We start from the raw sequence: 19,091 nt of genomic DNA on the forward strand, positions 1-19,091 counted from the left end.
GATCGCCGACTGGTCACGCCCGATCGTCGTGCGGTTGGACCTGGGCACGAACGACATCCGCGAGTACGTCCTCCCCGAACCGGTCGGCGGCTTCAGCGGCGCGCCGCCGATCTGGTGCGACGGCAGCACCTGCTGGATCGGCAGGCCCACCGGCCTCTATCGGATCGCCGGCGACGACGTGCGAAAGGTCTGCGACGAGGCACCGGATCGGGTGTTGCGCGGGCACGGCGGGCGACTCCTGGTGATCAACCGGAGGGAGAGTTCACGCCTGCACCTGCTTCCTGATGGCGCAGATGAGCTGCCTCCCTTCCTCTTCGAGGGCGGATGGATGGAATCGGCGATCACTGCCGCCGACGGCTTCCTGCTGCTGATGTCGAACGGCGCGACGGACCCCGAGGACCGGAATCATCGGCTCGTCCGGGTCGGCGCCAGCGGGTCCGTCGATGTCGGCCCCGTCCTGCACGAGCTCGGCCCCAACCCCGGCGGCCTCTCCGGGCGGCCGGTACGGATCAACGGCTCCCATGCGGGGCTCGCGGCTGTCGAGGACCGCGATGGATCCCCACGTGTGCAATGGGTCGACGGCTACGAGGTTCAGCGCGATCTCACGGTGCAGCTCATCAGCGGCGAGCCGCAACCACCGCGCACTTACGCAGCACTCGATGGCGAGCCATGGACCGTCGTTTGGGTGCCCGGCGACCGAGATCGGAGCCAGTGGTGGGAGTTCGATGAGCCGTGCCCGCACCCCGAGGACGAGGACGCCCGACTCCTCGTCCGGCTGCACCCCGAAACGCTCCAGCCCGTCGCGATCGCGCCCGTTCCCTTCCAGCATCCGACGGTGGCGCGCCACGGCGACGACTTCCTCGTGGCGACAGTCTCTGCCCTCTACCGCTGGAGCGGAACCGGCTACTCGGAGCTCGTCGAGATCCCCGTCGCCGAGATGCTCGCCCGCTAGAAGCCCAGGCGGCCCAGCTGCTTCGGGTCGCGCTGCCAGTCCTTGGCGACCTTCACATGCAGCGATAGGAACACCTTGCGGCCCAGCAGCTTCTCGATCTCCGTGCGCGCCTCGGTGCCCACGGCCTTCAGGCGCGAACCGCCCTTGCCGATGATGATGGCCTTCTGCGAGGGCCGCTCCACGTAGAGCAACGCGTGCACATCGAGCATCCCCGGCTTGCCGGACTTCTCCTGCGCCTCGGTCTTCTCGCGTTCGAGCACCTCCTCGATCACCACCGCCAGCGAGTGCGGGAGCTCGTCGCGCACGCCCTCCAGTGCGGCCTCGCGGATCAGCTCGGCCATCATGGTGTCGTCGTCGGTGTCGGTCACCTCGTCGTCCGGGTAGAACGCCGGACCGGGCTGCATCTTCGACGCCAGCAACTGGACCAGGTCCTCGACCTGCTCCCCCGATGCGGCCGACACCGGGATCACATCGCTGCCCTCGCCGAGGAACTTGGAGACCGCCAGCAGCTGCTCGGCCACCTTGTCGCGGCCCACCTTGTCGATCTTCGTGACCACGCCCAGCAGCGGCGTGCGCCGCGCCATGTGCCGCACCTGATCGAGGATGTACTTGTCACCGGGACCGATCTTCTCGTCCGCGGGAATCGTGAGGCAGATGATGTCGACCTCGGAGTAGGTGTCACGCACCAGATCGTTGAGCCGCTGCCCCAGCAGCGTGCGGGGCCGGTGCAGACCGGGCGTGTCCACCAGCACCAGCTGGCAGTTCGGGCGGTTGACGATGCCGCGGATGGTGGAACGCGTCGTCTGCGGCCGCGAGCTGGTGATCGCCACCTTGGTCCCCACGAGCGCGTTCGTCAGCGTCGACTTGCCGGTGTTCGGCCGTCCCACGAAACAGACGAACCCCGAACGGAATTCCGTCTCGTCGCCGTCTTCCTGCTCGACCGCATCAGGAGCGTCGGTCATCGTCGGACCTCCCCGGCCGCGTCCACCAGTAGAACGTGCGCCTGCGGCGTCACCTCGCGCAGGGCGGCCACGCCGGGGTCGGCACCGTCGACCTCGCCGATCAGCACCGCTGCCTCGAACCCCTGCGCGCCGGAGCTGACCGCGGAGGCCACCGCCACCTGCAGGGCGGTGAGCGACAGCGACGACAGGGCCACGGGCGCACCGGCGTAGCTCCGGCCGTCCGCATCCCGCACCGCGGCGCCGTGATCGGCACCCGCCCGGCCCATGGCGCCGCGCGCCAGCGTGACGAGCTTGCGGTCCTCCTCGCTGAGGTCGCTCACACGGTCTCCTTCTCGTCCGCCTCGGCGGCGGTGGTCTCGTTGTCGTCGTCGGCGCGGCGCACCACGACGGTGGTTATCCGCATCCTCCCACGGCGATCCGTGGATCCCTCAGCCTCCAGCAGCAGGCCGTGCGCGCGGGCCTCACTGCCGGGCAGCGGCACACGCCCGAGCGACAGTCCGAGCAGACCGCCGACGGTGTCGACCTCGTCCTCCTCGATGTCCTCGTCGTACAGCTCCCCCAGCGATTCGAGGTCCAGGCGCGCGGACACGCGGTAGATCCCGTCGCCGAGGTCCTCGACCGGCGCGATCTCGTCGGCGTCGTACTCGTCGGTGATCTCGCCGACGATCTCCTCCAGCACATCCTCGATGGTCACCAAGCCGGCGATGGAGCCGTACTCGTTCACCAGCACGGCCATGTGGTTGTTGGTGAGCTGCATCTCGCGGAGCAAGGCGTCCACGGGCTTGGAATCGGGCACGAAGACCGCGGCGCGGGCGAGCGTACCCACCTCGATCGCGTGCGTGTCCACGCCGTCGGGCAGCGCCACGAGGTCCTTGAGGTACACCACGCCCTGCACATCGTCGACGTTCTCGCCGATCACGGGGATGCGTGAATGGCCGGAGCGCACGGCGAGCCGGATCGCCTGGGACACCGTCTTATCCGATTCGATCCACACGATCTCGGGCCGCGGCACCATCACCTCGCGGGCAGCGGTGTCGCCGAGTTCGAAGACCGACTGGATCATCTTGCCCTCGTCCTCGTCGACCACGCCGCGCTGCTGCGCCATGTCCACGAGCTCGCGCAGCTCGACCTCCGTCGCGAACGGGCCGTTGCGGAAGCCGCGGCCGGGTGTGACGGCGTTACCGAGCAGGATGAGCAAGCGGGTGATCGGCCCCATCAGGGTGGCGATCACCTGCATCGGCAGCGCCGCAGCGCAACCCAGTGAGTAGGCGTGCTGGCGGCCGAGGGTGCGCGGCCCCACACCGATCAGGACGTAGCTGACCACGGTCATCGTGACGGCGGTGATCACGGCCGTCCACGCCGTGGAGAGGTAGCGGTCCATCACCATGAACATGAGCACGGTGGCGGAGATCTCGCAGGCGGTGCGCAGCAGCACCGCGAGGTTGACGTAGAGCGGACGGTTCTGCAGCACGCGTTGCAGCCGCTTCGCGCCCGGCCGGTTGTCCTCGACGAGATCCTCGACTCGGGCGGGCGAGACGGTGAGCAGCGCGGCGTCGACCGCGGCGAACAGCCCACCCAGCAGGACGAGTGCCACGACGCCGACGACCAGCAGGATCGACGAGCTCACGGATCAGTCCCGCCGGCCGAGGAATCCGGTGCGGCCCAGCAGCTTCTCGTCGCGGGCGGCCTGCTTGACGCGGCGCTCGTTCTCGCGCAGCTCGGCGTAGTACTCGGCGAGGATGCTGTCCTGCAGGCCGAACATCTCGCGCTCCTCCTCCGGCTCAGCGTGATCGAAGCCGAGCAGGTGCAGCACGCCGTGCACGGTGAGCACGTTCAGCTCGTGCGCGGTGGAATGTCCCGCAGCCTCGGCCTGTTCGGCCGCGAACTGGGGGCACAGAACGATGTCGCCGAGCGTGGCGGGGCCCGCCTCGGGCATGTCGGGGCGCCCGCCGGGCGTGAGCTCGTCCATCGGGAAGCTCATCACATCAGTGGGGCCGGGCAGGTCCATCCACTTCACGTGCAGGTCGGCCATGGTGTCCAGATCGACGGCGAGCATGTTCAGCTCGGCACCCGGGTGCACGTCCATCGCGGCGATGGCGAAGGCCGCCACCGCGACCAACTCGGACTCGTCGACGTCGAACCCCGACTCGTTGGCGAATTCGATGCTCATCGGCGGCCCGGCATCCGGCGCGCACCCGAGGTGGGGCGGACCTTGCTGGAGGCGAGCTGCTCCTCGAACTCGGAGTAGGCGTCCACGATCTCGGCCACCAGGCGGTGCCGCACCACATCGGCGCTCGACAGTTCGGCGATGTGGATGTCGTCGATACCGCGCAGGATGTTCACCGCGGCCCGCAGCCCGCTGGTGGCACCACCGGGCAGATCGACCTGGGTCGCATCGCCGGTCACCACGATCTTCGAACCGAAGCCCAGGCGGGTGAGGAACATCTTCATCTGCTCGGCGGTGGTGTTCTGCGCCTCGTCGAGGATGATGAACGCGTCGTTGAGGGTGCGGCCGCGCATGTAGGCCAGCGGCGCCACCTCGATGACGCCCGCGGCCATCAGCTTCGGGATCGCCTCCGGGTCCATCATGTCGTGCAGCGCGTCGTACAGCGGCCGCAGGTACGGGTCGATCTTGTCGTTGAGCGTGCCGGGCAGGAAGCCCAGGCGCTCACCGGCCTCGACGGCGGGACGGGTCAGGATGATGCGACTGACCTGCTTGGACTGCAGGGCCTGCACGGCCTTGGCCATCGCGAGGTAGGTCTTGCCGGTACCGGCGGGGCCCACACCGAAGACGATGGTGTGCTCGTCGATCGCGTCGACGTACTTCTTCTGGTTGACGGTCTTCGGGCGCACCGTCTTACCGCGGCGCGAGATGATGTCCAGCGTGAGCACCTCGGCGGGCGACTCGCCGGAACCGTCGGTCATCATGCCGACCGAACGGCGCACCTCCTCGGGGCTCACCGCCACGCCGCTGCGCACGGCGGCCAGCAGCTCGGCCAGCACCCGCTCCGCGAGCGCCACGTCGGCCGGCGCACCGGACAGCGTGAGGACGTTGCCGCGGGCGTGGATGTCGGCGTCGAGCGCTCCTTCGAGGGCGCGCAGGTTGGCGTCCGCGGGGCCGAGGAGTCCGAAGGTCAGCTCGATGGGAATCTCGATGGTGGACCGCGCCGGGGTCACTGCCTGGGCGCGGATTTCGGAACTGTTGCGGTCTGGCACGCGGTGCGTCGATCCTTCGTCGAAGAGGTGGGGCACCATCCCTCCCGGGGTGGATATCTCCAGTTTAGTCCCCCGGAGGGTGGTACCGCCTCTGAGATTCCGGTGTCCGGCCTAGGTCACGACCAATCGGCCCGAACAGCTCAGCGTCTGGCCCTCCGGTCCCTTCACCGTGATCGTGACGGCCTTGGTCCCCGGACCCGTGCGCAGCTGCGAGAACTGGATGGTGTTCGTACCGATCCAGGGCTGTGCGACGGGACCGGCGGATCCGGACTTCCCGGTCACCACATCGCGCCGCTGCAGCGTTCCGGTCCAGTCCGTGGCGCCGGCCGGCAGATTGGCGAGGGCGTACCCGACGCCCGGAACGCGCTGGTCGATGTTGGGATACTGTCCGGCCTGGTTGCCTCCGAAAACCACGAGGTCAGCGCCCTGCGAGCAGATCTGCGGGGTCGCTCCCGGGGCGGCGCCGGCGGCGCCCGCTCCTGCGGTGAGGGCTCCCAGTCCGATCGCTCCTGCAGCAGCGGCTCCGAGGAGGGTGCGAGTGCGGATGTTCATCGTGCTCTCCAATCTGTCGTGCGGAAGGTTCACGATCGTTAAATCGCCGCCCACCTCAGATTGGTTACTCAGCGCACAGACAGTTCCTCGATGGCGGCGAGAGTGGCCGCGTGCCCCTTCGAGCCCGGTTCGAGGAAGTCGTCGTGACCCTCGCCCTCGATCATGGTGAGCTCGGCATCCATCCCGTTCTCCTGCGCCTGCGAGAGGAACCACTCCGAGAGCTGGTAGGGAACCTGCTCATCCAAGCGGCCGTGGAGCGCGCGGACGGGCGTCTTGAAGGGCATCTGGGCCACCGGGCTGGCCTGCGCGAAGGTGCGCTTGATCAGCCGCAGATTGGCATTCGGTCCCAGGTCGAAGAGCAGCCGCATCGACTGATCGCCGTCGCCGCGCTCGATCAGGTCGAGTACGCCGCCGCGGGAGATCACACCCAGCAGGTCGGGACGCTGCGCCGCGGCCCAGACCGCGAGCGTGGCCCCGGCGCTGTGCGCCGCCACGATATGCCCGTTCTTGGCGAGCTTCTCCGTGCCGTAGTCGATCGCGGCGAGAACGTCGTCACCCGGGATCGGCCACTTCACGTCGGGCTCGCCGACCCGGCGGTACTCCACGTTCCACACCGGGTAGCCGCGGTCGTTGAGGTCCTTGGCGACCTTCGACTCCATGCTCATCGAGTACAGGTTCCGCCAGTATCCGCCGTGCACCAGGGTGATCAGCGGCTTCGAGTCGTCACCCGGGTAGAAGTGCCCGTGCTGCGATTCCTCGCTGCCGTAGAAGATGCGACGCGCCATCGTGTTGAAGCCTTCCCAGTCGGGCACTAAGCCGGTGGGGTCTGCTCCCACCTGTCGGTCAGGACGCCGAGGGCCCCGAGCGCCACGGCCGCCGCCGTCGACGTCCGCAACACCGTGGGACCGAGGAGCGCGGGCTGCGCACCCATGGTGACCAGGGCATCCAGTTCCTCGGGGCTGATTCCACCCTCCGGTCCCACTACAATAACGACGGTTGTTGTTACTGAGAAGTCAACTTGCCCGATCGGCACCGCTGAACCTTCATGCAAGACAACTACATTCGCATCCATACTGGTGAGTAGCGGTATGAGTTCCCGCGTCGTCACCAGATCGTGCACACGCGGAACATACGCTCGCCGGGCCTGTTTCGCGGCCGACCGTGCCACTGCACGCCACCGGGCGACGCCCTTGTCGGCCTTGCCCTTCGCACCGTCCCACCGCGACACGCACCGCGCGGCCTGCCAGGGCACGATCTCGTCGGCGCCGGCCTCGGTCGCGAGCTCCACAGCCAGCTCCGCGCGATCCGACTTCGGCAGCGCCTGCACCACGATCACCCGGGGCGAGGGCTCCGGCACCGTCCACGTCTGCGTGCAGCGCAGCGTGACATCGGACTTGCCGACCGACTCGGCCGTGCACCGGGCGAAACCGCCCGCACCGTCGGAGAGCACGAGCTCCTCCCCCACCCGGATCCGTCGCACCGCCGCCGCGTGTCGGCCCTCGTCACCGTCGAGCAGGTACTCCGCGCCGGGCGCGGGCAACGACTCCGCGAGGAAGACGGTGGCCGCCACCTGCGGTTACCGTCCGGCGAAGGTGTCGCGCAGGCGCGAGAACAGCCCGCTGGACTGGTCCGCTCCACCGCGACCGGCGACCTGCGGCTCCTCGCCCGGGAACAGCGCCTTGAACTCGCGCAGCTTCTCGGCCTGCTTCTTGTCCAGCCGCGAGGGGACCACCACGTCGAAGTGCACCACCAGGTTGCCGCGGTTCTGCGAGTTGACCTGGGGCATGCCGTGGCCGCGGAGCACCTTGGTGTCACCCGGCTGGGTACCCGCCGGGATCTCGACCGTGAGCTCACCGTCGATCACGGTGGGCACGGTGACCGAGGCGCCGAGCGCGGCGTCGAACATCGGGACCCGGGCGGTCACGTGCAGCGTGTTGCCGTCGCGCACCAGGACCTCGTGCTCGCGCTCGCTGACCTCCACGTACAGGTCGCCGGCGGGACCGCCACCGGGGCCCACCTCGCCCTGCCCGGCGAGCCGCACCCGCATGCCGTCACCGACACCGGCGGGGATCTTCACCGTGAGCGTGCGGCGGGTGCGCACGCGGCCGTCGCCGGCGCACTTCGTGCAGGGGTTCTGGATGACCTCGCCGGCCCCCGAGCAGGTGGGGCAGGGTCGCGAGGTCATGACCTGGCCGAGGAAGGAGCGCTGCACGGACTGCACCTCGCCCGCACCCTGGCAGGTGGGGCAGGTGGTGGGCTTGGAATCGCCCTCGGTCCCGGCTCCCTGGCACTTGTCGCACAGCACCGCCGTATCGACCGTGATCTCCCGGCTCACGCCGGTGGCGCACTCCTCGAGATCGAGCTCCATGCGGATCAACGCGTCGTTGCCGGGACGCACGCGGCCGCGCGGGCCTCGACCGCCCCCGCCGCCCATGCCGCCGCCGAAGAAGGCCTCGAAGACATCGCCCAGGCCGCCGGTGAAGCCGCTCGCGCCGCCGAACCCGCCGCCGCCGAAGCCGCCGGGCGAGCTGTCGAGCGGATCGCCGCCCATATCGACGATGCGGCGCTTGTCCGGATCGCTGAGCACCTCGTAGGCGTCGGAGACGTCGCGGAACTTCTCCTGGGCCGCATCGTCGGGGTTCACATCCGGGTGCAGCTCGCGGGCCAGCTTCCGGTAGGCACGCTTGATCTCCTGATCGGAGGCCTTCGAATCGACGCCCAGGATGCGGTAGTAGTCACGGGCCACAGCAGCTAATTCCTCACAACGAACTCGGTACTCGAACTTCGGGCGCGGAGACCTGATAGCGCTCCGCTCAACTCATGATTCCACCACGTATGGCGATGCGGCCATTCGGCCTGGTCAGCGAGCCCCCAACACCTCGCCGACATAGCGGGCGACCGCGGCGACGGACGCGATCGTCCCCGGATAGTCCATCCGGGTGGGGCCCAGCACGCCGACGCCGCCGAAGACCGCGCCCGACGAGCCGTAGCCGGTGGACACGACGGAGGCACCGCGCAGGTTCTCGTCCTGCGTCTCCGAGCCGATGGCCACCGAGACGGTGCCCGGGTGCTGTCGCGCGGTGAGCAGTTTGAGCACCACCACCTGCTCCTCCAGCGTCTCCAGGACGCTGCGCAGCGATCCGGAGACGGCGTCGAAATCTCCGGCGTTGCGGGTGAGGTTCGCGGTGCCGCCGAGCACCAGGCGGTCGTCCGCCCGCTCGACGAGGGTCTCGACCAGCACCGTCGAGACGCGGATGACCGCGTCGCGCATGTCCCGCGGCGCGAGCGGCGCGAGATCGGCCACGGCCATCGAGGCGTCGGGGATCAGTTTGCCGTGCACGGCCGCGCCGAACAGCTCACGCAACCGTGAGAGCTCCTCGTCGGACGCGGGGCCGCCCAGCTCGACGAGCCGCTGCTCCACGCGCCCGGAGTCCAGGATCACCACGAGGAGCAGCCGCGTGGGGGCCAGCGCCACCACTTCGAGGTGCCGCACCCGCGCCGAACTGATCACCGGGTACTGGATCACCGCGACCTGACGGGTGAGCTGGGCCAGCAGCCGGACGGAGCGCTGCAGCACATCGTCGAGATCGACGCCGGTCTCCAGGAACTGGAGGATCGCCCGGCGCTCCGCCGTCGACAGCGGCTTGACCTGCGCGATCCGGTCGACGAACTGCCGGTAGCCCTTCTCCGTGGGGATACGCCCGGAGCTGGTGTGCTGCTGGGTGATGTAGCCCTCGGCCTCCAGCACCGCCATATCGTTGCGGACGGTGGCGCTGGACACTCCGAGCTGGTGCCGGTCCACGAGCGCCTTCGACCCCACGGGCTCCTGCGTCTCGACGTAGTCGGCCACGATCGCCCGCAGCACCTCGAAACGACGGTCCTCGGTGCTCGACATCGAGCGCGTCACCTCCGATCGGCCTGGTTCATCCTCGAAGGTCCAGTTTACGCGGGCTAGAGTCGAACGGTGATCTTCAAGGGCGTTCTCGACGAAAAGCCGTACCCCGATCACGGCCTCACTCATCGGGAGTGGTCCAAGATCCCGCCGCAGCAGGTGCGCCTGGACCAGCTCATCACCACCACCGCGGTCCTCGCCCTCGACCGGCTGCTCTCGGAGGACTCCACCTTCTTCGGTGACCTGTTCCCGCACGCCGTGCAGTGGAACGGCGACCTGTACCTCGAGGACGGTCTGCACCGCGCCGTGCGCTCCGCGCTCCGCGGGCGGCAGGTCCTGCACTGCCGGGTGCATGCGCTCGCCCCCGGTACCCCGCCGCGTGCGGCATCCTCGGTCAGGCAGGGCAAACACGCGCGGCGTGACTGAAAGGGACTCCTCATGACCTCGACCATCCGCCAGACCGGTACCGGTTCCGCCCCCGCGGTCCCCGATGTGGTGATCGCGCGGATCGGCGTGCAGACGCGCGCGAGCGATGTCGCCGCGGCGTTCTCCGGCGCCTCGGCCGCGGCACACGCGGTCGTGGCGGCCGTCCGCGCGGCGGGCGTCGCCGACGGGGACATCGCCACCACCGACGTCGGCTTGCAGGCCGTCGAGACCGGGCCGTGGGAGGACCGGCGACTGGAGGGGTACGCGGCGTCGGAGTCGCTCACCGTCACCGTGCGCGACACCGGTCGAGCGGCGGCGGTGCTGCAGGCCGCGGCGGCCGCCGCGGGCGACGCCGCCCGGATCGAGTCGGTCACCTTCGCGGTGTCCGACGGTGACGGTCCGCTCGAACGGGCCCGGGAGGCCGCGTTCGCCGATGCCCGGCGCCGGGCGGAGCAGTACGCGCGCCTGGCCGGCGCCGCGCTGGGTCCGGTGCGGTCGATCGCCGACGAACCCGCGGGTCCCGGCCCGATGTCGGGCGTGATGTTCGCCTCGAAGCAGAGCGACAGCGGTCCCGCGATGGCCGTCGGCGAGCGCTCGGTGAGCGCGCAGGTGACGGTGGAATGGGAGTTGTCGCACTGAAAGGTGCGTTGAGGTAACGACCGATTCGGCCCGGCGGCCTTCCGTCGCTGGCACCATCGGGGCATGACGAAGCCGAAGTCCACTCCGCTGCGCCGGCGGGCCGCAGGCGCGCTGGCGGCCGCCGCGCTCGCCGTGGGAGCGCTGTCCGCCTGCTCCTCGTCCGATCCCAACGGTTCTCCGCGTGAGATCACGGCGGTCGGCACCGGTGAGGCCTCCGGCAAACCCGATGTGCTCACCGTGAAGATGGCGGTGCAGCAACAGGCCGCGGACGTGAGCACGGCAATGAACCAGTCGTCGTCGGGCGCGCAGAAGGTGATCGATGCGGCCGCCGCGAACGGCGTGGACCGCAAGGACATCGCCACCGCGAACGTCGACGTCTCCGCGCGCACGGGCCCGGACCAGTCGATCACCTCCTACGAGGCGACGCAGTCGCTCACGATCAAGGTGCGCAAGCTCGACTCCGCGTCGAAGCTGCTCGGCGATCTCGCCACCGCGGGCGGGAACGGCACCCGGATCAACTCGGTGGGTTTCGACATCGAGAACGACGACGCCCTCAAGGCCACCGCCCGCGATAAGGCCTTCGCCGCGGCCAAGACCCGCGCGGAGCAGTACGCGAAGCTGGCGGGCGGGAAGCTCGGCGAGGTCCGGACGGTGAGCGAGGTCCCGTCGGCGCGCACGCCGAGCACCCGGGACTTCTCGGCACCGGGAGGCGTCCAGGGCGCGGCCGCGGCGCCGGTCCCGATCGAATCCGGCGAGCAGTCGCTGAGTGTGACCGTCACCGTGGTGTGGTCGCTGGCCTGATCGTCAGTCGAGGATGCGGCGCACCACGCCGTCGGCGAGGAGCCGCCCCGCGTCGGTGAGCACGTAGGCCGCCCCGTCGCGGACGAGGTTGCCTTCGGCGACCTCGGCGTCGGCGCGCTCACGCTCATCCGGACCGAGCACCGTGAGCGGCAGGCCCGAGCGCATCCGCACCCGCAGCATCACGTCCTCGACGTGCTGTTCCTCCGCGGTGAGTGTCTCGTGCCCGGCCAACGGCAGTTCGCCGCGGCCGACGGCATCGGCGTAGCGGGCGGGGTGCTTGATGTTCCACACGCGGGTCCCGGCGATGTGCCCGTGGGCGCCCGGGCCGGCGCCCCACCAGTTCGCGCCCTCCCAGTACAGCTCGTTGTGGTGGCACCGTCCGGCGTCGCTGCGCGCCCAGTTCGACACCTCGTACCAGTCGAAGCCGGCGCCGCGCAGCGCGGCGTCCACCTGCTCGTAGCGGCGGGCCAGCACGTCGTCGTCGGTGTCGGGGAGTTCGCCGCGGCGGATGCGGCGCGCCAGCGCCGTGCCGTCCTCGACGATGAGCGCGTACGCGGAGACGTGGTCGACGCCGGCGTCGAGCACCGCGTCGAGCGAGGCCGCGAGATCGGCGTCGGTCTCCCCCGGCGTGCCGTAGATCAGATCCAGGTTCACGTGCTCGAAGCCCGCGGCGCGGGCCTCCTTCGCCGCGGCCACCGCCCGGCCAGGGGTGTGCGTGCGGTCGAGCACCTTGAGCACGTGTGCGGCGGCCGACTGCATGCCCAGTGAGACGCGGGTGAATCCGGCGTCACGCAACCGCCCGAAGAACTCGGGTGAGGTGGATTCGGGGTTCGATTCGGTGGTGATCTCGGCGTCGTCGGCGAACCGGAAGTGCCGCCGGGCGGTGTCGAGGAGGGCTGCCAGACCGTCGCCACCCAGCAGCGACGGTGTCCCGCCGCCCACGAACACGGTCCGCACGGGCACGTCGCCGACGGTGGCGCGCGCCAGGGCCAGCTCACCATCGATCGCCTCGGCCCACGCCTGCGGGGACGACGATCCGCCCAGCTCACCGGCGGTGTAGGTGTTGAAATCGCAGTATCCGCAGCGTGTGGCGCAGAACGGGACGTGCAGGTACAGCCCGAACGGCGCGGAGCCGCCCTCCAGTGAGGGCAGGGCGGGGGCGGCGAGGGACTGTGTCACTCCTCCAGTCTGGCAGTCGCGGCTGCCGGGTCCGAACCGGTCGGCGGCGGGAACCGCGATGTGGTTCGAACCACCCCGATTCCAACTTTCGCCCAGCCGGTGGCACAATGATCTCGATGGATGGACAGGGTGAGCTGCTGGCTTCGCGCCGGCACATTGATTACCTGCGGGTCTGCAGCAGCAGCTGTCAGGCCTGATTCCGGCGTTTCTGCGCGCCGCACCGCTCTTGCGCCACAGCCCGGCGCGCCATCTTCGTGAATCCCAGGAGTCTCCATGACGTCGACTGCCGACGCCCCCGTTTCCTCCGCTGAGGCCGCTGCCGCGCGGCCCGCTCGCAAGCGCCCGGTACAGCGGAAGTCCGAGGGCCAGTGGAAGCTGGGCTACCGCGAACCGCTGAATGCGAACGAGCAGACCAAGAAGGACGACAACCCGCTCAACGTGCGGGCCCGGATCGAGAACATCTACTCCAAGCAGGGTTTCGACTCGATCGACAAGTCGGATCTGCGCGGCCGGATGCGCTGGTGGGGCCTGTACACCCAGCGCGAGCAGGGCTACGACGGCACCTACACCGGTGACGAGAACATCGACCTGCTCGAGGCCCCGTACTTCATGATGCGGGTGCGGTGCGACGGCGGGAAGCTCAATGCCGAGCAGATGCGGACACTCGGCGAGATCTCCACCGAGTTCGCCCGCGATACGGCCGATCTCTCCGACCGGGAGAACGTGCAGTACCACTGGATCGAGATCGAGAACGTTCCCGAGATCTGGAAGCGACTCGAAGCGGTGGGCCTGAAGACCACCGAGGCCTGCGGTGATTGCCCGCGCGTGGTGCTCGGTTCACCCCTGGCCGGCGAGTCCTTCGGCGAGGTGCTCGACCCATCGCCCGCGATCGACGAGATCGTGCGCCGCTACATCGGCGACCCGAAGTACTCCAACCTGCCGCGCAAGTTCAAGACCGCCATCTCGGGCCAGCAGGACGTGGTGCACGAGATCAACGATGTGGCCTTCGTGGGCGTCGTGCATCCGGAGCACGGCCCCGGCCTGGACCTGTGGGTGGGCGGCGGCCTTTCCACGAACCCCATGCTCGCCCAGCGCGTGGGTGCCTGGATCCCCCTCGACGAGGTGCCCGATGTGTGGGAGGGCGTGGTCTCGATCTTCCGCGACTACGGCTACCGCCGGCTCCGTGCGAAGGCGCGGTTGAAGTTCCTCATCAAGGACTGGGGCATCGAGAAGTTTCGTGAGGTCCTCGAAACCGAGTACCTGGGCCGCAAGCTGATCGACGGTCCCGCCCCCGAGAAGCCCGAGCGCCCGATCGACCACATCGGGGTGCAGAAGCTGCGCAACGGGCTCAACGCCGTCGGCTTCACCCCGATCGCGGGCCGTGTTTCGGGATCGGTGCTGACCAAGGTCTCCGCGGCGATGGAGCGGGTGGGCTCGGACCGGGCCTCGTTCACGCCGTACCAGAAGCTCATCGTGTTGGACGTCCCCGATGATCAGGTCGATTCGCTGATCGATGAACTGAAGCCGTTGGGACTGCACGGCCGCCCCTCGCACTGGCGACGGAACCTGTTGGCCTGCAGTGGTATCGAGTTCTGCAAGCTGTCCTTCGTCGAGACCCGCAAGCGGTCGCAGGTGCTGGTTCCCGATCTGGAGGAGCGGCTGGCCGATATCAACGCCCAGCTGGACGTCCCGATCACGGTGAACATCAACGGCTGCCCGAACTCGTGCGGGCGGTCCCAGATCGCCGATATCGGCTTCAAGGGACAGCTCGTGGACGATCACGAGGGGAATCAAGTCGAGGGCTTTCAGGTTCACCTTGGTGGAAGCCTCGGGCTCGACAGCGGGTTCGGCCGCAAGCTGCGCCAGCACAAGGTGCTGTCGACGGAGCTCGGGGACTACATCGAGCGAGTGGTGCGGAACTTCGTGGCACAGCGTGAGGGCGATGAGCGCTTCGCGCAGTGGACGCTCCGGGCCGCTGAGGAGGACTTGCGATGACTGCCCCGTCGAATCCCTTGACCGGCGCGACCGCCGACGAACTGCGCGAGCTCGCGGAGCGCGCCTCGACGGAACTGGAGGGCGCCGACGCGCTCACCCTGCTGCGATGGACGCTGGACACCTTCGGCGAGGACTTCGTGGTGGCCTCCAACATGCAGGACGGCGTGCTGGTGCACCTCGCGAAGCAGGTCCAGGACCGGCCGAAGGTGCTGTTCCTGGACACCGGCTACCACTTCCCCGAGACCATCGGCATGCGCGATGCGGTCGAGGCGATCTACGACGTGGAGCTGCTGAACGTGACGCCCGAGCACAGCGTGGGCGAGCAGGATGCGCTGCTTGGGAAGGACCTGTTCGCCTCCGATCCCGCGCAGTGCTGCAACCTGCGCAAGGTGGTGCCGCTGCGGGAGACGCTGAGCGGCTACCGCGCGTGGGTCACCGGCATCCGCCGGGTGGAGTCGCCGACGCGCGCGAACGCTCCGTTCATCTCCTTCGACGAGGGCTTCGGCCTGCTCAAGGTGAATCCGATCGTCGACTGGTCCGATGAGGACATGGAGCGGTTCATCGCCGAGAACGGCGTTCTGGTGAACCCTCTCGTCGACGAGGGCTACCCGTCGATCGGCTGCCAGCCCTGCACGAAGAAGCCAGCCCCCGGTTCCGATCCTCGAAGCGGCCGCTGGGCCGGTTCGACCAAGACAGAATGCGGACTCCACGCCTCATGACCATTTCCGAGAACCCTCCGGCCACGACTGCGGAGTTCAGCACCCTCGACGCGCTCGAGTCCGAGGCCATTCACATCTTCCGCGAGGTAGCGGGCGAGTTCGAGCGCCCGGTGATCCTGTTCTCCGGCGGCAAGGATTCGACGGTGCTGCTGCACCTCGCGGTCAAGGCCTTCTGGCCGGCGCCGCTGCCCTTCGCGCTGCTGCACGTGGACACCGGCCACAACCTGCCCGAGGTGTTGGACTTCCGCGACCGCATGGTCGAGAAGTACAACCTGCGCCTGCACGTGGCCAAGGTCGAGGACTACCTGGCCGACGGCCGGCTGGAGGAGCGGGCCGACGGCATCCGCAACCCGCTGCAGACGGTGCCGCTGCTCGATGCGATCACTGAGAACAAGTTCGATGCCGTCTTCGGCGGTGGCCGCCGCGACGAGGAGCGGGCCCGCGCCAAGGAGCGGATCTTCAGCCTGCGCAACGCCTTCGGCCAGTGGGATCCGAAGCGTCAGCGTCCCGAACTGTGGAATCTGTACAACGGCCGGCACGCACCGGGCGAGCACGTGCGGGTGTTCCCGATCAGCAATTTCACCGAGCTCGACATCTGGCGCTACATCGCCCGTGAGGACATCGAGCTGGCTTCGATCTACTACGCGCACGAGCGCGAGGTGTACGACCGCGACGGCATGTGGATGACCTCGGGCGTGTGGGGCGGCCCCCGCGAGGGCGAAGACGTCCAGACCCTGTCGGTGCGGTACCGCACGGTGGGTGACGGTTCCACCACCGGCGCGATCCTCTCGACCGCGGCGAACAACGAGCAGATCATGGCCGAGGTCGCGGCGTCGCGGCTCACCGAGCGCGGCGCCACCCGCGGCGACGACCGGGTCTCCGAGGCCGCGATGGAAGACCGCAAGAAAGAGGGCTACTTCTGATGAGCAGCGCCCCCGCACTCCTCCGCCTGGCCACCGCCGGTTCGGTCGACGACGGCAAGTCCACGCTGGTGGGCCGTCTGCTGTACGACACGAAGTCGGTGCTGGCCGACCAGATCGACGCCGTGACGCGCGCGTCGGTCGACAAGGGTCTCGACACTCCTGATCTGTCGCTGCTGGTCGACGGCCTGCGCGCCGAGCGCGAGCAGGGCATCACCATCGACGTGGCCTACCGCTACTTCGCGACGCCCAACCGGTCCTTCATCCTGGCCGACACCCCCGGCCACGTGCAGTACACCCGGAACACCGTGTCCGGCGCGTCCACCGCGCAGGTCGTCATCCTGCTGACCGATGCGCGCAAGGGCGTCATCGAGCAGACCCGTCGGCACGCCGCCGTGCTGTCGCTGCTGGGCGTGCCGCGCCTGGTTCTGGCGGTGAACAAGATCGACCTCGTCGAAGACCCGGCCGCGGTCTTCCAGGAGATCTCGGCCGAGTTCCGCGCGCTGACCGGCTCGTTGGGCTGGGCCGACGATGCGGTCCACGCGATTCCGGTGTCGGCGCTGCACGGCGACAACGTGGCCTCCCGATCGGACCAGACGCCGTACTACGACGGTCCGTCGCTGATCGAGCACCTGGAGTCGATCCCGACCGATCCGGACATCAAACCCATCGGGTTCCGGTTCCCGGTGCAGTACGTGATCCGGCCGCGCACGCCCGAGTACCCCGACTACCGCGGGTACGCCGGACAGGTGGCCGCGGGCACCGTGGACGTGGGCGACGAGGTGCTGGTGCTCCCCGCGGGAACGCGCAGCCGGGTCGAGCGGATCGATACGCCCGACGGTGAGCTCGCTTCCGCCCACACCGGGCGCAGCGTCACGGTGATCCTCGCCGACGATGTGGACGTCTCCCGCGGCGATGTGATCGTCTCGGCCGCAGATGCTCCCGAGCCACGGCAGCAGTTCGAGGCCACCGTGTGCTGGCTGGCGGAGAAGCCGCTGCGCATCGGTGCGCGCCTGTTGCTCAAGCACGGCACGAGGACCACGCAGGCCATCATCGGCGGTGTCGACGCGGTCTTCGACGAGCAGAACCTCACGGTCGCTCCGGGAGACGGTCTGGAGCTCAACCAGATCGGCCGGATCTCGGTGCAGACAGCGGAGCCGATCGTCGCCGACGACTACGACAAGAACCGGGAGATGGGCAGCTTCCTGCTGATCGACCCGCAGAGCGGCAACACGCTCGCCGCCGGCCTGGTGGGCGACGCGCTGGCGCATCTGGTCTGACCACTCGGACAACGAGCCCGCCGCCTCCCGCTCGGAGGCGGCGGGCTTTTTCGTGAATTCCTACGACGATCTATACATCGGATGTTTAACTAGTGTGGCGCAGATCGCAGGTCCGATTCCCTGTCGGATCACCTCGCGTCGCCCCGGTCGTCCACCGGAGCTCGTCTCGTTTGCAGGAGTTCACCCATGCCCGGATCCGGCCAGTCGCGTCAGCGAAACATCACCCGCACCGCCTGGGCGGGCATCATCGGCAGCGTCGTCGAGTACTACGATTTCACGTTGTTCGGGCTCGCCGCGGCGCTGGTCTTCGGGCCGCTGTTCTTCCCGTCCGCTGACCCGACGACGCAGGTCATCAGCTCTCTTCTGACCTTCGCCATCGGCTACTTCGGCCGCCCCAATCGGCGGGCTGCTGTTCAGCCACTTCGGCGACCGCGTCGGACGTAAGCCGATGCTGGTGATCACCCTCTTGGTCATGGGCGTCGCCACGTTGGCCATCGGCCTGCTGCCCACGTACGAGTCGATCGGGATCGCAGCGCCAATCCTGCTCGCCGCCTGCCGGGTGCTCCAAGGCATGGGCGCCGGCGCCGAATACGTCGGATCTCTGGTGATGATGGCGGAGAACGGCGATAAGCGTCGCCTCGGCCTGCGCGTTTCTCTCCCCGGCATGGGCGTCTTCGCGGGCATCGTGATCGCCACCGCGGTCTTCGCCCTCATCTCGCTGCTCCCCGACGATCAGCTGATGAGCTGGGGCTGGCGCCTGCCCTTCCTGATGAGTGTGGTCACGTTGGGCGTCGGCCTCTGGATTCGCACGGGCGTCATGGAGACCGAGGAGTTCCGGGAGCTCAAGGACGAGGGCCGGATCACCCGCTTCCCGGTGGTCGAGGCCCTGCGCACCCAGTGGCGGGAGATTCTGGTCGGCTTCGGCATCAACGGGCCGTATCTCGCGTTCTCCTCGCTCACCCAGGTCTTCCTGCTCTCCTACATCACCAAGACGCTGCATCTCCCGGCTAGCTTCGGCCTGCTGGCCAATCTGGTCGCTTCCACCGGCGCGATCGGGATGACGCCCCTCGCGGGGCATCTGGGCGACCGGTACGGGCGCAGGCAGGTGTGGCTCGTGGGATGCGCCGTATTCGCGGTGTTCGGCCTCCTCGTCTTCCCCGCCCTGGGAACCGGGAACGAGTTCGTGATCGTCGCCGTGATGGTGCTGGGCATCTCGGTCGGCCTCGCCACCCTCTACGCCACGCAGGGCGCCATTCTCACCACCCTGTTCGAACCCCAGCACCGCCTCAGCGGCGTGATCCTCGTCCGGGAGCCCACCGCCGCCCTGATCGCGGGCCCTGCGCCCGCCGTCGCGGCCGCACTCGTCGCCTCGACGGGCGGTGACCCCTGGCCGGTGTCCGCGGCCTTCGTCGTGTGCGCGGTGATCGCCGCCGGCACGGTGCTTCTCGCGTGGAACCGGCTCGGGACGCGGACGGACTTCGTCGAGGGGGAGGTGGCCGGCCCGAGCGCCACGGCGGCACCAACGACGTGAGCCTCACGTCCCGGCCCGAGTTTCCCG

21 protein-coding genes are annotated in these 19,091 nt (G+C 69.0%); 10 read left to right on the forward strand and 11 right to left on the reverse strand.

The annotated features are described in order from the left end of the window. The first annotated feature begins 34 nt into the window (after window positions 1-34). Window positions 35-952 (forward strand): hypothetical protein, encoded by a 918-nt coding sequence (locus ABD108_RS00915; protein ID WP_343928992.1) that lies wholly within the window; start codon window positions 35-37, stop codon window positions 950-952. Here the strand turns inward: ABD108_RS00915 and era are convergent. The 10 genes from era to hrcA all read right to left on the reverse strand — a co-directional run bounded on the left by era (window position 949) and on the right by hrcA (window position 9,577). After that, a complete protein-coding gene (gene era, locus ABD108_RS00920) occupies window positions 949-1,914 on the reverse strand; it encodes a GTPase Era (RefSeq protein WP_343928993.1) in 966 nt (321 codons plus the stop codon). The genes ABD108_RS00915 and era overlap by 4 nt on opposite strands. Further along, on the reverse strand, window positions 1,911-2,180 hold the full coding sequence (locus ABD108_RS00925; protein WP_255585710.1) for a cytidine/deoxycytidylate deaminase family protein: 270 nt from the start codon (window positions 2,178-2,180) through the stop codon (window positions 1,911-1,913). The genes era and ABD108_RS00925 overlap by 4 nt, the downstream gene beginning before the upstream one ends. A 50-nt stretch (window positions 2,181-2,230) precedes the next feature. Then, window positions 2,231-3,541, reverse strand: a complete 1,311-nt coding sequence (locus ABD108_RS00930; RefSeq protein WP_220655946.1) for a hemolysin family protein — start codon at window positions 3,539-3,541, stop codon at window positions 2,231-2,233. A 3-nt stretch (window positions 3,542-3,544) separates the two neighbouring features. Continuing rightward, the gene (gene ybeY / locus ABD108_RS00935; protein ID WP_343928994.1) at window positions 3,545-4,084 is read right to left on the reverse strand and encodes an rRNA maturation RNase YbeY; all 540 of its coding nucleotides are present in this window, start codon (window positions 4,082-4,084) and stop codon (window positions 3,545-3,547) included. Beyond that, on the reverse strand, window positions 4,081-5,166 hold the full coding sequence (locus tag ABD108_RS00940; RefSeq protein WP_305111963.1) for a PhoH family protein: 1,086 nt from the start codon (window positions 5,164-5,166) through the stop codon (window positions 4,081-4,083). The genes ybeY and ABD108_RS00940 overlap by 4 nt, the downstream gene beginning before the upstream one ends. A 75-nt stretch (window positions 5,167-5,241) precedes the next feature. Continuing rightward, window positions 5,242-5,682 (reverse strand): hypothetical protein, encoded by a 441-nt coding sequence (locus ABD108_RS00945; protein ID WP_343928995.1) that lies wholly within the window; start codon window positions 5,680-5,682, stop codon window positions 5,242-5,244. A gap of 68 nt (window positions 5,683-5,750) precedes the next feature. After that, window positions 5,751-6,467: an alpha/beta hydrolase family protein gene (locus ABD108_RS00950; protein ID WP_305111736.1), complete on the reverse strand. Its 717-nt coding sequence runs from the start codon at window positions 6,465-6,467 to the stop codon at window positions 5,751-5,753. 26 nt (window positions 6,468-6,493) lie between these two features. Continuing rightward, complete coding sequence (locus ABD108_RS00955) at window positions 6,494-7,252, reverse strand: 16S rRNA (uracil(1498)-N(3))-methyltransferase (RefSeq protein WP_220655951.1); 759 nt, start codon at window positions 7,250-7,252, stop codon at window positions 6,494-6,496. A 6-nt stretch (window positions 7,253-7,258) separates the two neighbouring features. Beyond that, a complete protein-coding gene (gene dnaJ / locus ABD108_RS00960; RefSeq protein WP_220655952.1) occupies window positions 7,259-8,428 on the reverse strand; it encodes a molecular chaperone DnaJ in 1,170 nt (389 codons plus the stop codon). 114 nt (window positions 8,429-8,542) lie between these two features. Continuing rightward, window positions 8,543-9,577, reverse strand: coding sequence for a heat-inducible transcriptional repressor HrcA (gene hrcA, locus ABD108_RS00965; RefSeq protein WP_343928996.1), 1,035 nt, complete (start codon window positions 9,575-9,577; stop codon window positions 8,543-8,545). A gap of 69 nt (window positions 9,578-9,646) precedes the next feature. Between hrcA and ABD108_RS00970 the strand changes: the two genes are divergently transcribed. From ABD108_RS00970 to ABD108_RS00980, 3 genes are all read left to right on the forward strand, one after another. Then, entirely contained in the window at window positions 9,647-10,000 is a 354-nt protein-coding gene (locus ABD108_RS00970) for a type II toxin-antitoxin system VapB family antitoxin (protein ID WP_220655954.1), read from the forward strand. Between the two features lie 12 nt (window positions 10,001-10,012). Continuing rightward, complete coding sequence (locus ABD108_RS00975) at window positions 10,013-10,639, forward strand: SIMPL domain-containing protein (protein ID WP_343928997.1); 627 nt, start codon at window positions 10,013-10,015, stop codon at window positions 10,637-10,639. A gap of 63 nt (window positions 10,640-10,702) precedes the next feature. After that, window positions 10,703-11,440, forward strand: coding sequence for an SIMPL domain-containing protein (locus ABD108_RS00980; RefSeq protein WP_343928998.1), 738 nt, complete (start codon window positions 10,703-10,705; stop codon window positions 11,438-11,440). Window positions 11,441-11,443: 3 nt separating this feature from the next. On the opposite strand, the gene hemW is transcribed toward ABD108_RS00980, so the two are convergent. Beyond that, window positions 11,444-12,619 carry a radical SAM family heme chaperone HemW gene (gene hemW / locus ABD108_RS00985; protein ID WP_305111739.1) on the reverse strand — a complete coding sequence of 392 codons (1,176 nt, stop codon included), beginning with the start codon at window positions 12,617-12,619 and terminating at the stop codon, window positions 11,444-11,446. A gap of 273 nt (window positions 12,620-12,892) precedes the next feature. Between hemW and ABD108_RS00990 the strand changes: the two genes are divergently transcribed. From ABD108_RS00990 to ABD108_RS01015, 6 genes are all read left to right on the forward strand, one after another. After that, window positions 12,893-14,614, forward strand: a complete 1,722-nt coding sequence (locus ABD108_RS00990) for a nitrite/sulfite reductase (protein ID WP_343928999.1) — start codon at window positions 12,893-12,895, stop codon at window positions 14,612-14,614. Beyond that, window positions 14,611-15,333 carry a phosphoadenylyl-sulfate reductase gene (locus ABD108_RS00995; protein WP_343929000.1) on the forward strand — a complete coding sequence of 241 codons (723 nt, stop codon included), beginning with the start codon at window positions 14,611-14,613 and terminating at the stop codon, window positions 15,331-15,333. The genes ABD108_RS00990 and ABD108_RS00995 overlap by 4 nt, the downstream gene beginning before the upstream one ends. Beyond that, window positions 15,312-16,256 carry a sulfate adenylyltransferase subunit CysD gene (gene cysD, locus ABD108_RS01000; RefSeq protein ID WP_425579753.1) on the forward strand — a complete coding sequence of 315 codons (945 nt, stop codon included), beginning with the start codon at window positions 15,312-15,314 and terminating at the stop codon, window positions 16,254-16,256. Before ABD108_RS00995 ends, cysD begins: the two co-directional genes overlap by 22 nt. Further along, window positions 16,256-17,533 carry a sulfate adenylyltransferase subunit 1 gene (locus ABD108_RS01005; RefSeq protein ID WP_220655961.1) on the forward strand — a complete coding sequence of 426 codons (1,278 nt, stop codon included), beginning with the start codon at window positions 16,256-16,258 and terminating at the stop codon, window positions 17,531-17,533. Before cysD ends, ABD108_RS01005 begins: the two co-directional genes overlap by 1 nt. 186 nt (window positions 17,534-17,719) lie before the next feature. Further along, window positions 17,720-17,977, forward strand: coding sequence for a hypothetical protein (locus tag ABD108_RS01010; protein ID WP_343929001.1), 258 nt, complete (start codon window positions 17,720-17,722; stop codon window positions 17,975-17,977). Window positions 17,978-17,981: 4 nt separating this feature from the next. After that, entirely contained in the window at window positions 17,982-19,064 is a 1,083-nt protein-coding gene (locus ABD108_RS01015; RefSeq protein WP_343929002.1) for an MFS transporter, read from the forward strand. The last annotated feature ends 27 nt before the right edge of the window (window positions 19,065-19,091 follow it).

This window comes from Tsukamurella strandjordii (assembly GCF_039525985.1).
Taxonomy (GTDB): domain Bacteria; phylum Actinomycetota; class Actinomycetes; order Mycobacteriales; family Mycobacteriaceae; genus Tsukamurella; species Tsukamurella strandjordii.

Bases quoted from the DNA above. Each gene is read 5' to 3' on its own strand.
- ABD108_RS00980 (WP_343928998.1), top strand. From the start codon at position 10,703: ATGACGAAGCCGAAGTCCACTCCGCTGCGCCGGCGGGCCGCAGGCGCG.
- ybeY (WP_343928994.1), bottom strand. From the start codon at position 4,084: ATGAGCATCGAATTCGCCAACGAGTCGGGGTTCGACGTCGACGAGTCC.
- ABD108_RS00975 (WP_343928997.1), top strand. From the start codon at position 10,013: ATGACCTCGACCATCCGCCAGACCGGTACCGGTTCCGCCCCCGCGGTC.
- cysD (WP_425579753.1), top strand. From the start codon at position 15,312: ATGCGGACTCCACGCCTCATGACCATTTCCGAGAACCCTCCGGCCACG.
- ABD108_RS01010 (WP_343929001.1), top strand. From the start codon at position 17,720: ATGCCCGGATCCGGCCAGTCGCGTCAGCGAAACATCACCCGCACCGCC.
- ABD108_RS00925 (WP_255585710.1), bottom strand. From the start codon at position 2,180: ATGGGCCGGGCGGGTGCCGATCACGGCGCCGCGGTGCGGGATGCGGAC.
- ABD108_RS00995 (WP_343929000.1), top strand. From the start codon at position 14,611: ATGACTGCCCCGTCGAATCCCTTGACCGGCGCGACCGCCGACGAACTG.
- ABD108_RS00950 (WP_305111736.1), bottom strand. From the start codon at position 6,467: ATGGCGCGTCGCATCTTCTACGGCAGCGAGGAATCGCAGCACGGGCAC.
- ABD108_RS01015 (WP_343929002.1), top strand. From the start codon at position 17,982: ATGCTGGTGATCACCCTCTTGGTCATGGGCGTCGCCACGTTGGCCATC.
- ABD108_RS00945 (WP_343928995.1), bottom strand. From the start codon at position 5,682: ATGAACATCCGCACTCGCACCCTCCTCGGAGCCGCTGCTGCAGGAGCG.
- hrcA (WP_343928996.1), bottom strand. From the start codon at position 9,577: ATGTCGAGCACCGAGGACCGTCGTTTCGAGGTGCTGCGGGCGATCGTG.
- ABD108_RS00990 (WP_343928999.1), top strand. From the start codon at position 12,893: ATGACGTCGACTGCCGACGCCCCCGTTTCCTCCGCTGAGGCCGCTGCC.
- ABD108_RS01005 (WP_220655961.1), top strand. From the start codon at position 16,256: ATGAGCAGCGCCCCCGCACTCCTCCGCCTGGCCACCGCCGGTTCGGTC.
- era (WP_343928993.1), bottom strand. From the start codon at position 1,914: ATGACCGACGCTCCTGATGCGGTCGAGCAGGAAGACGGCGACGAGACG.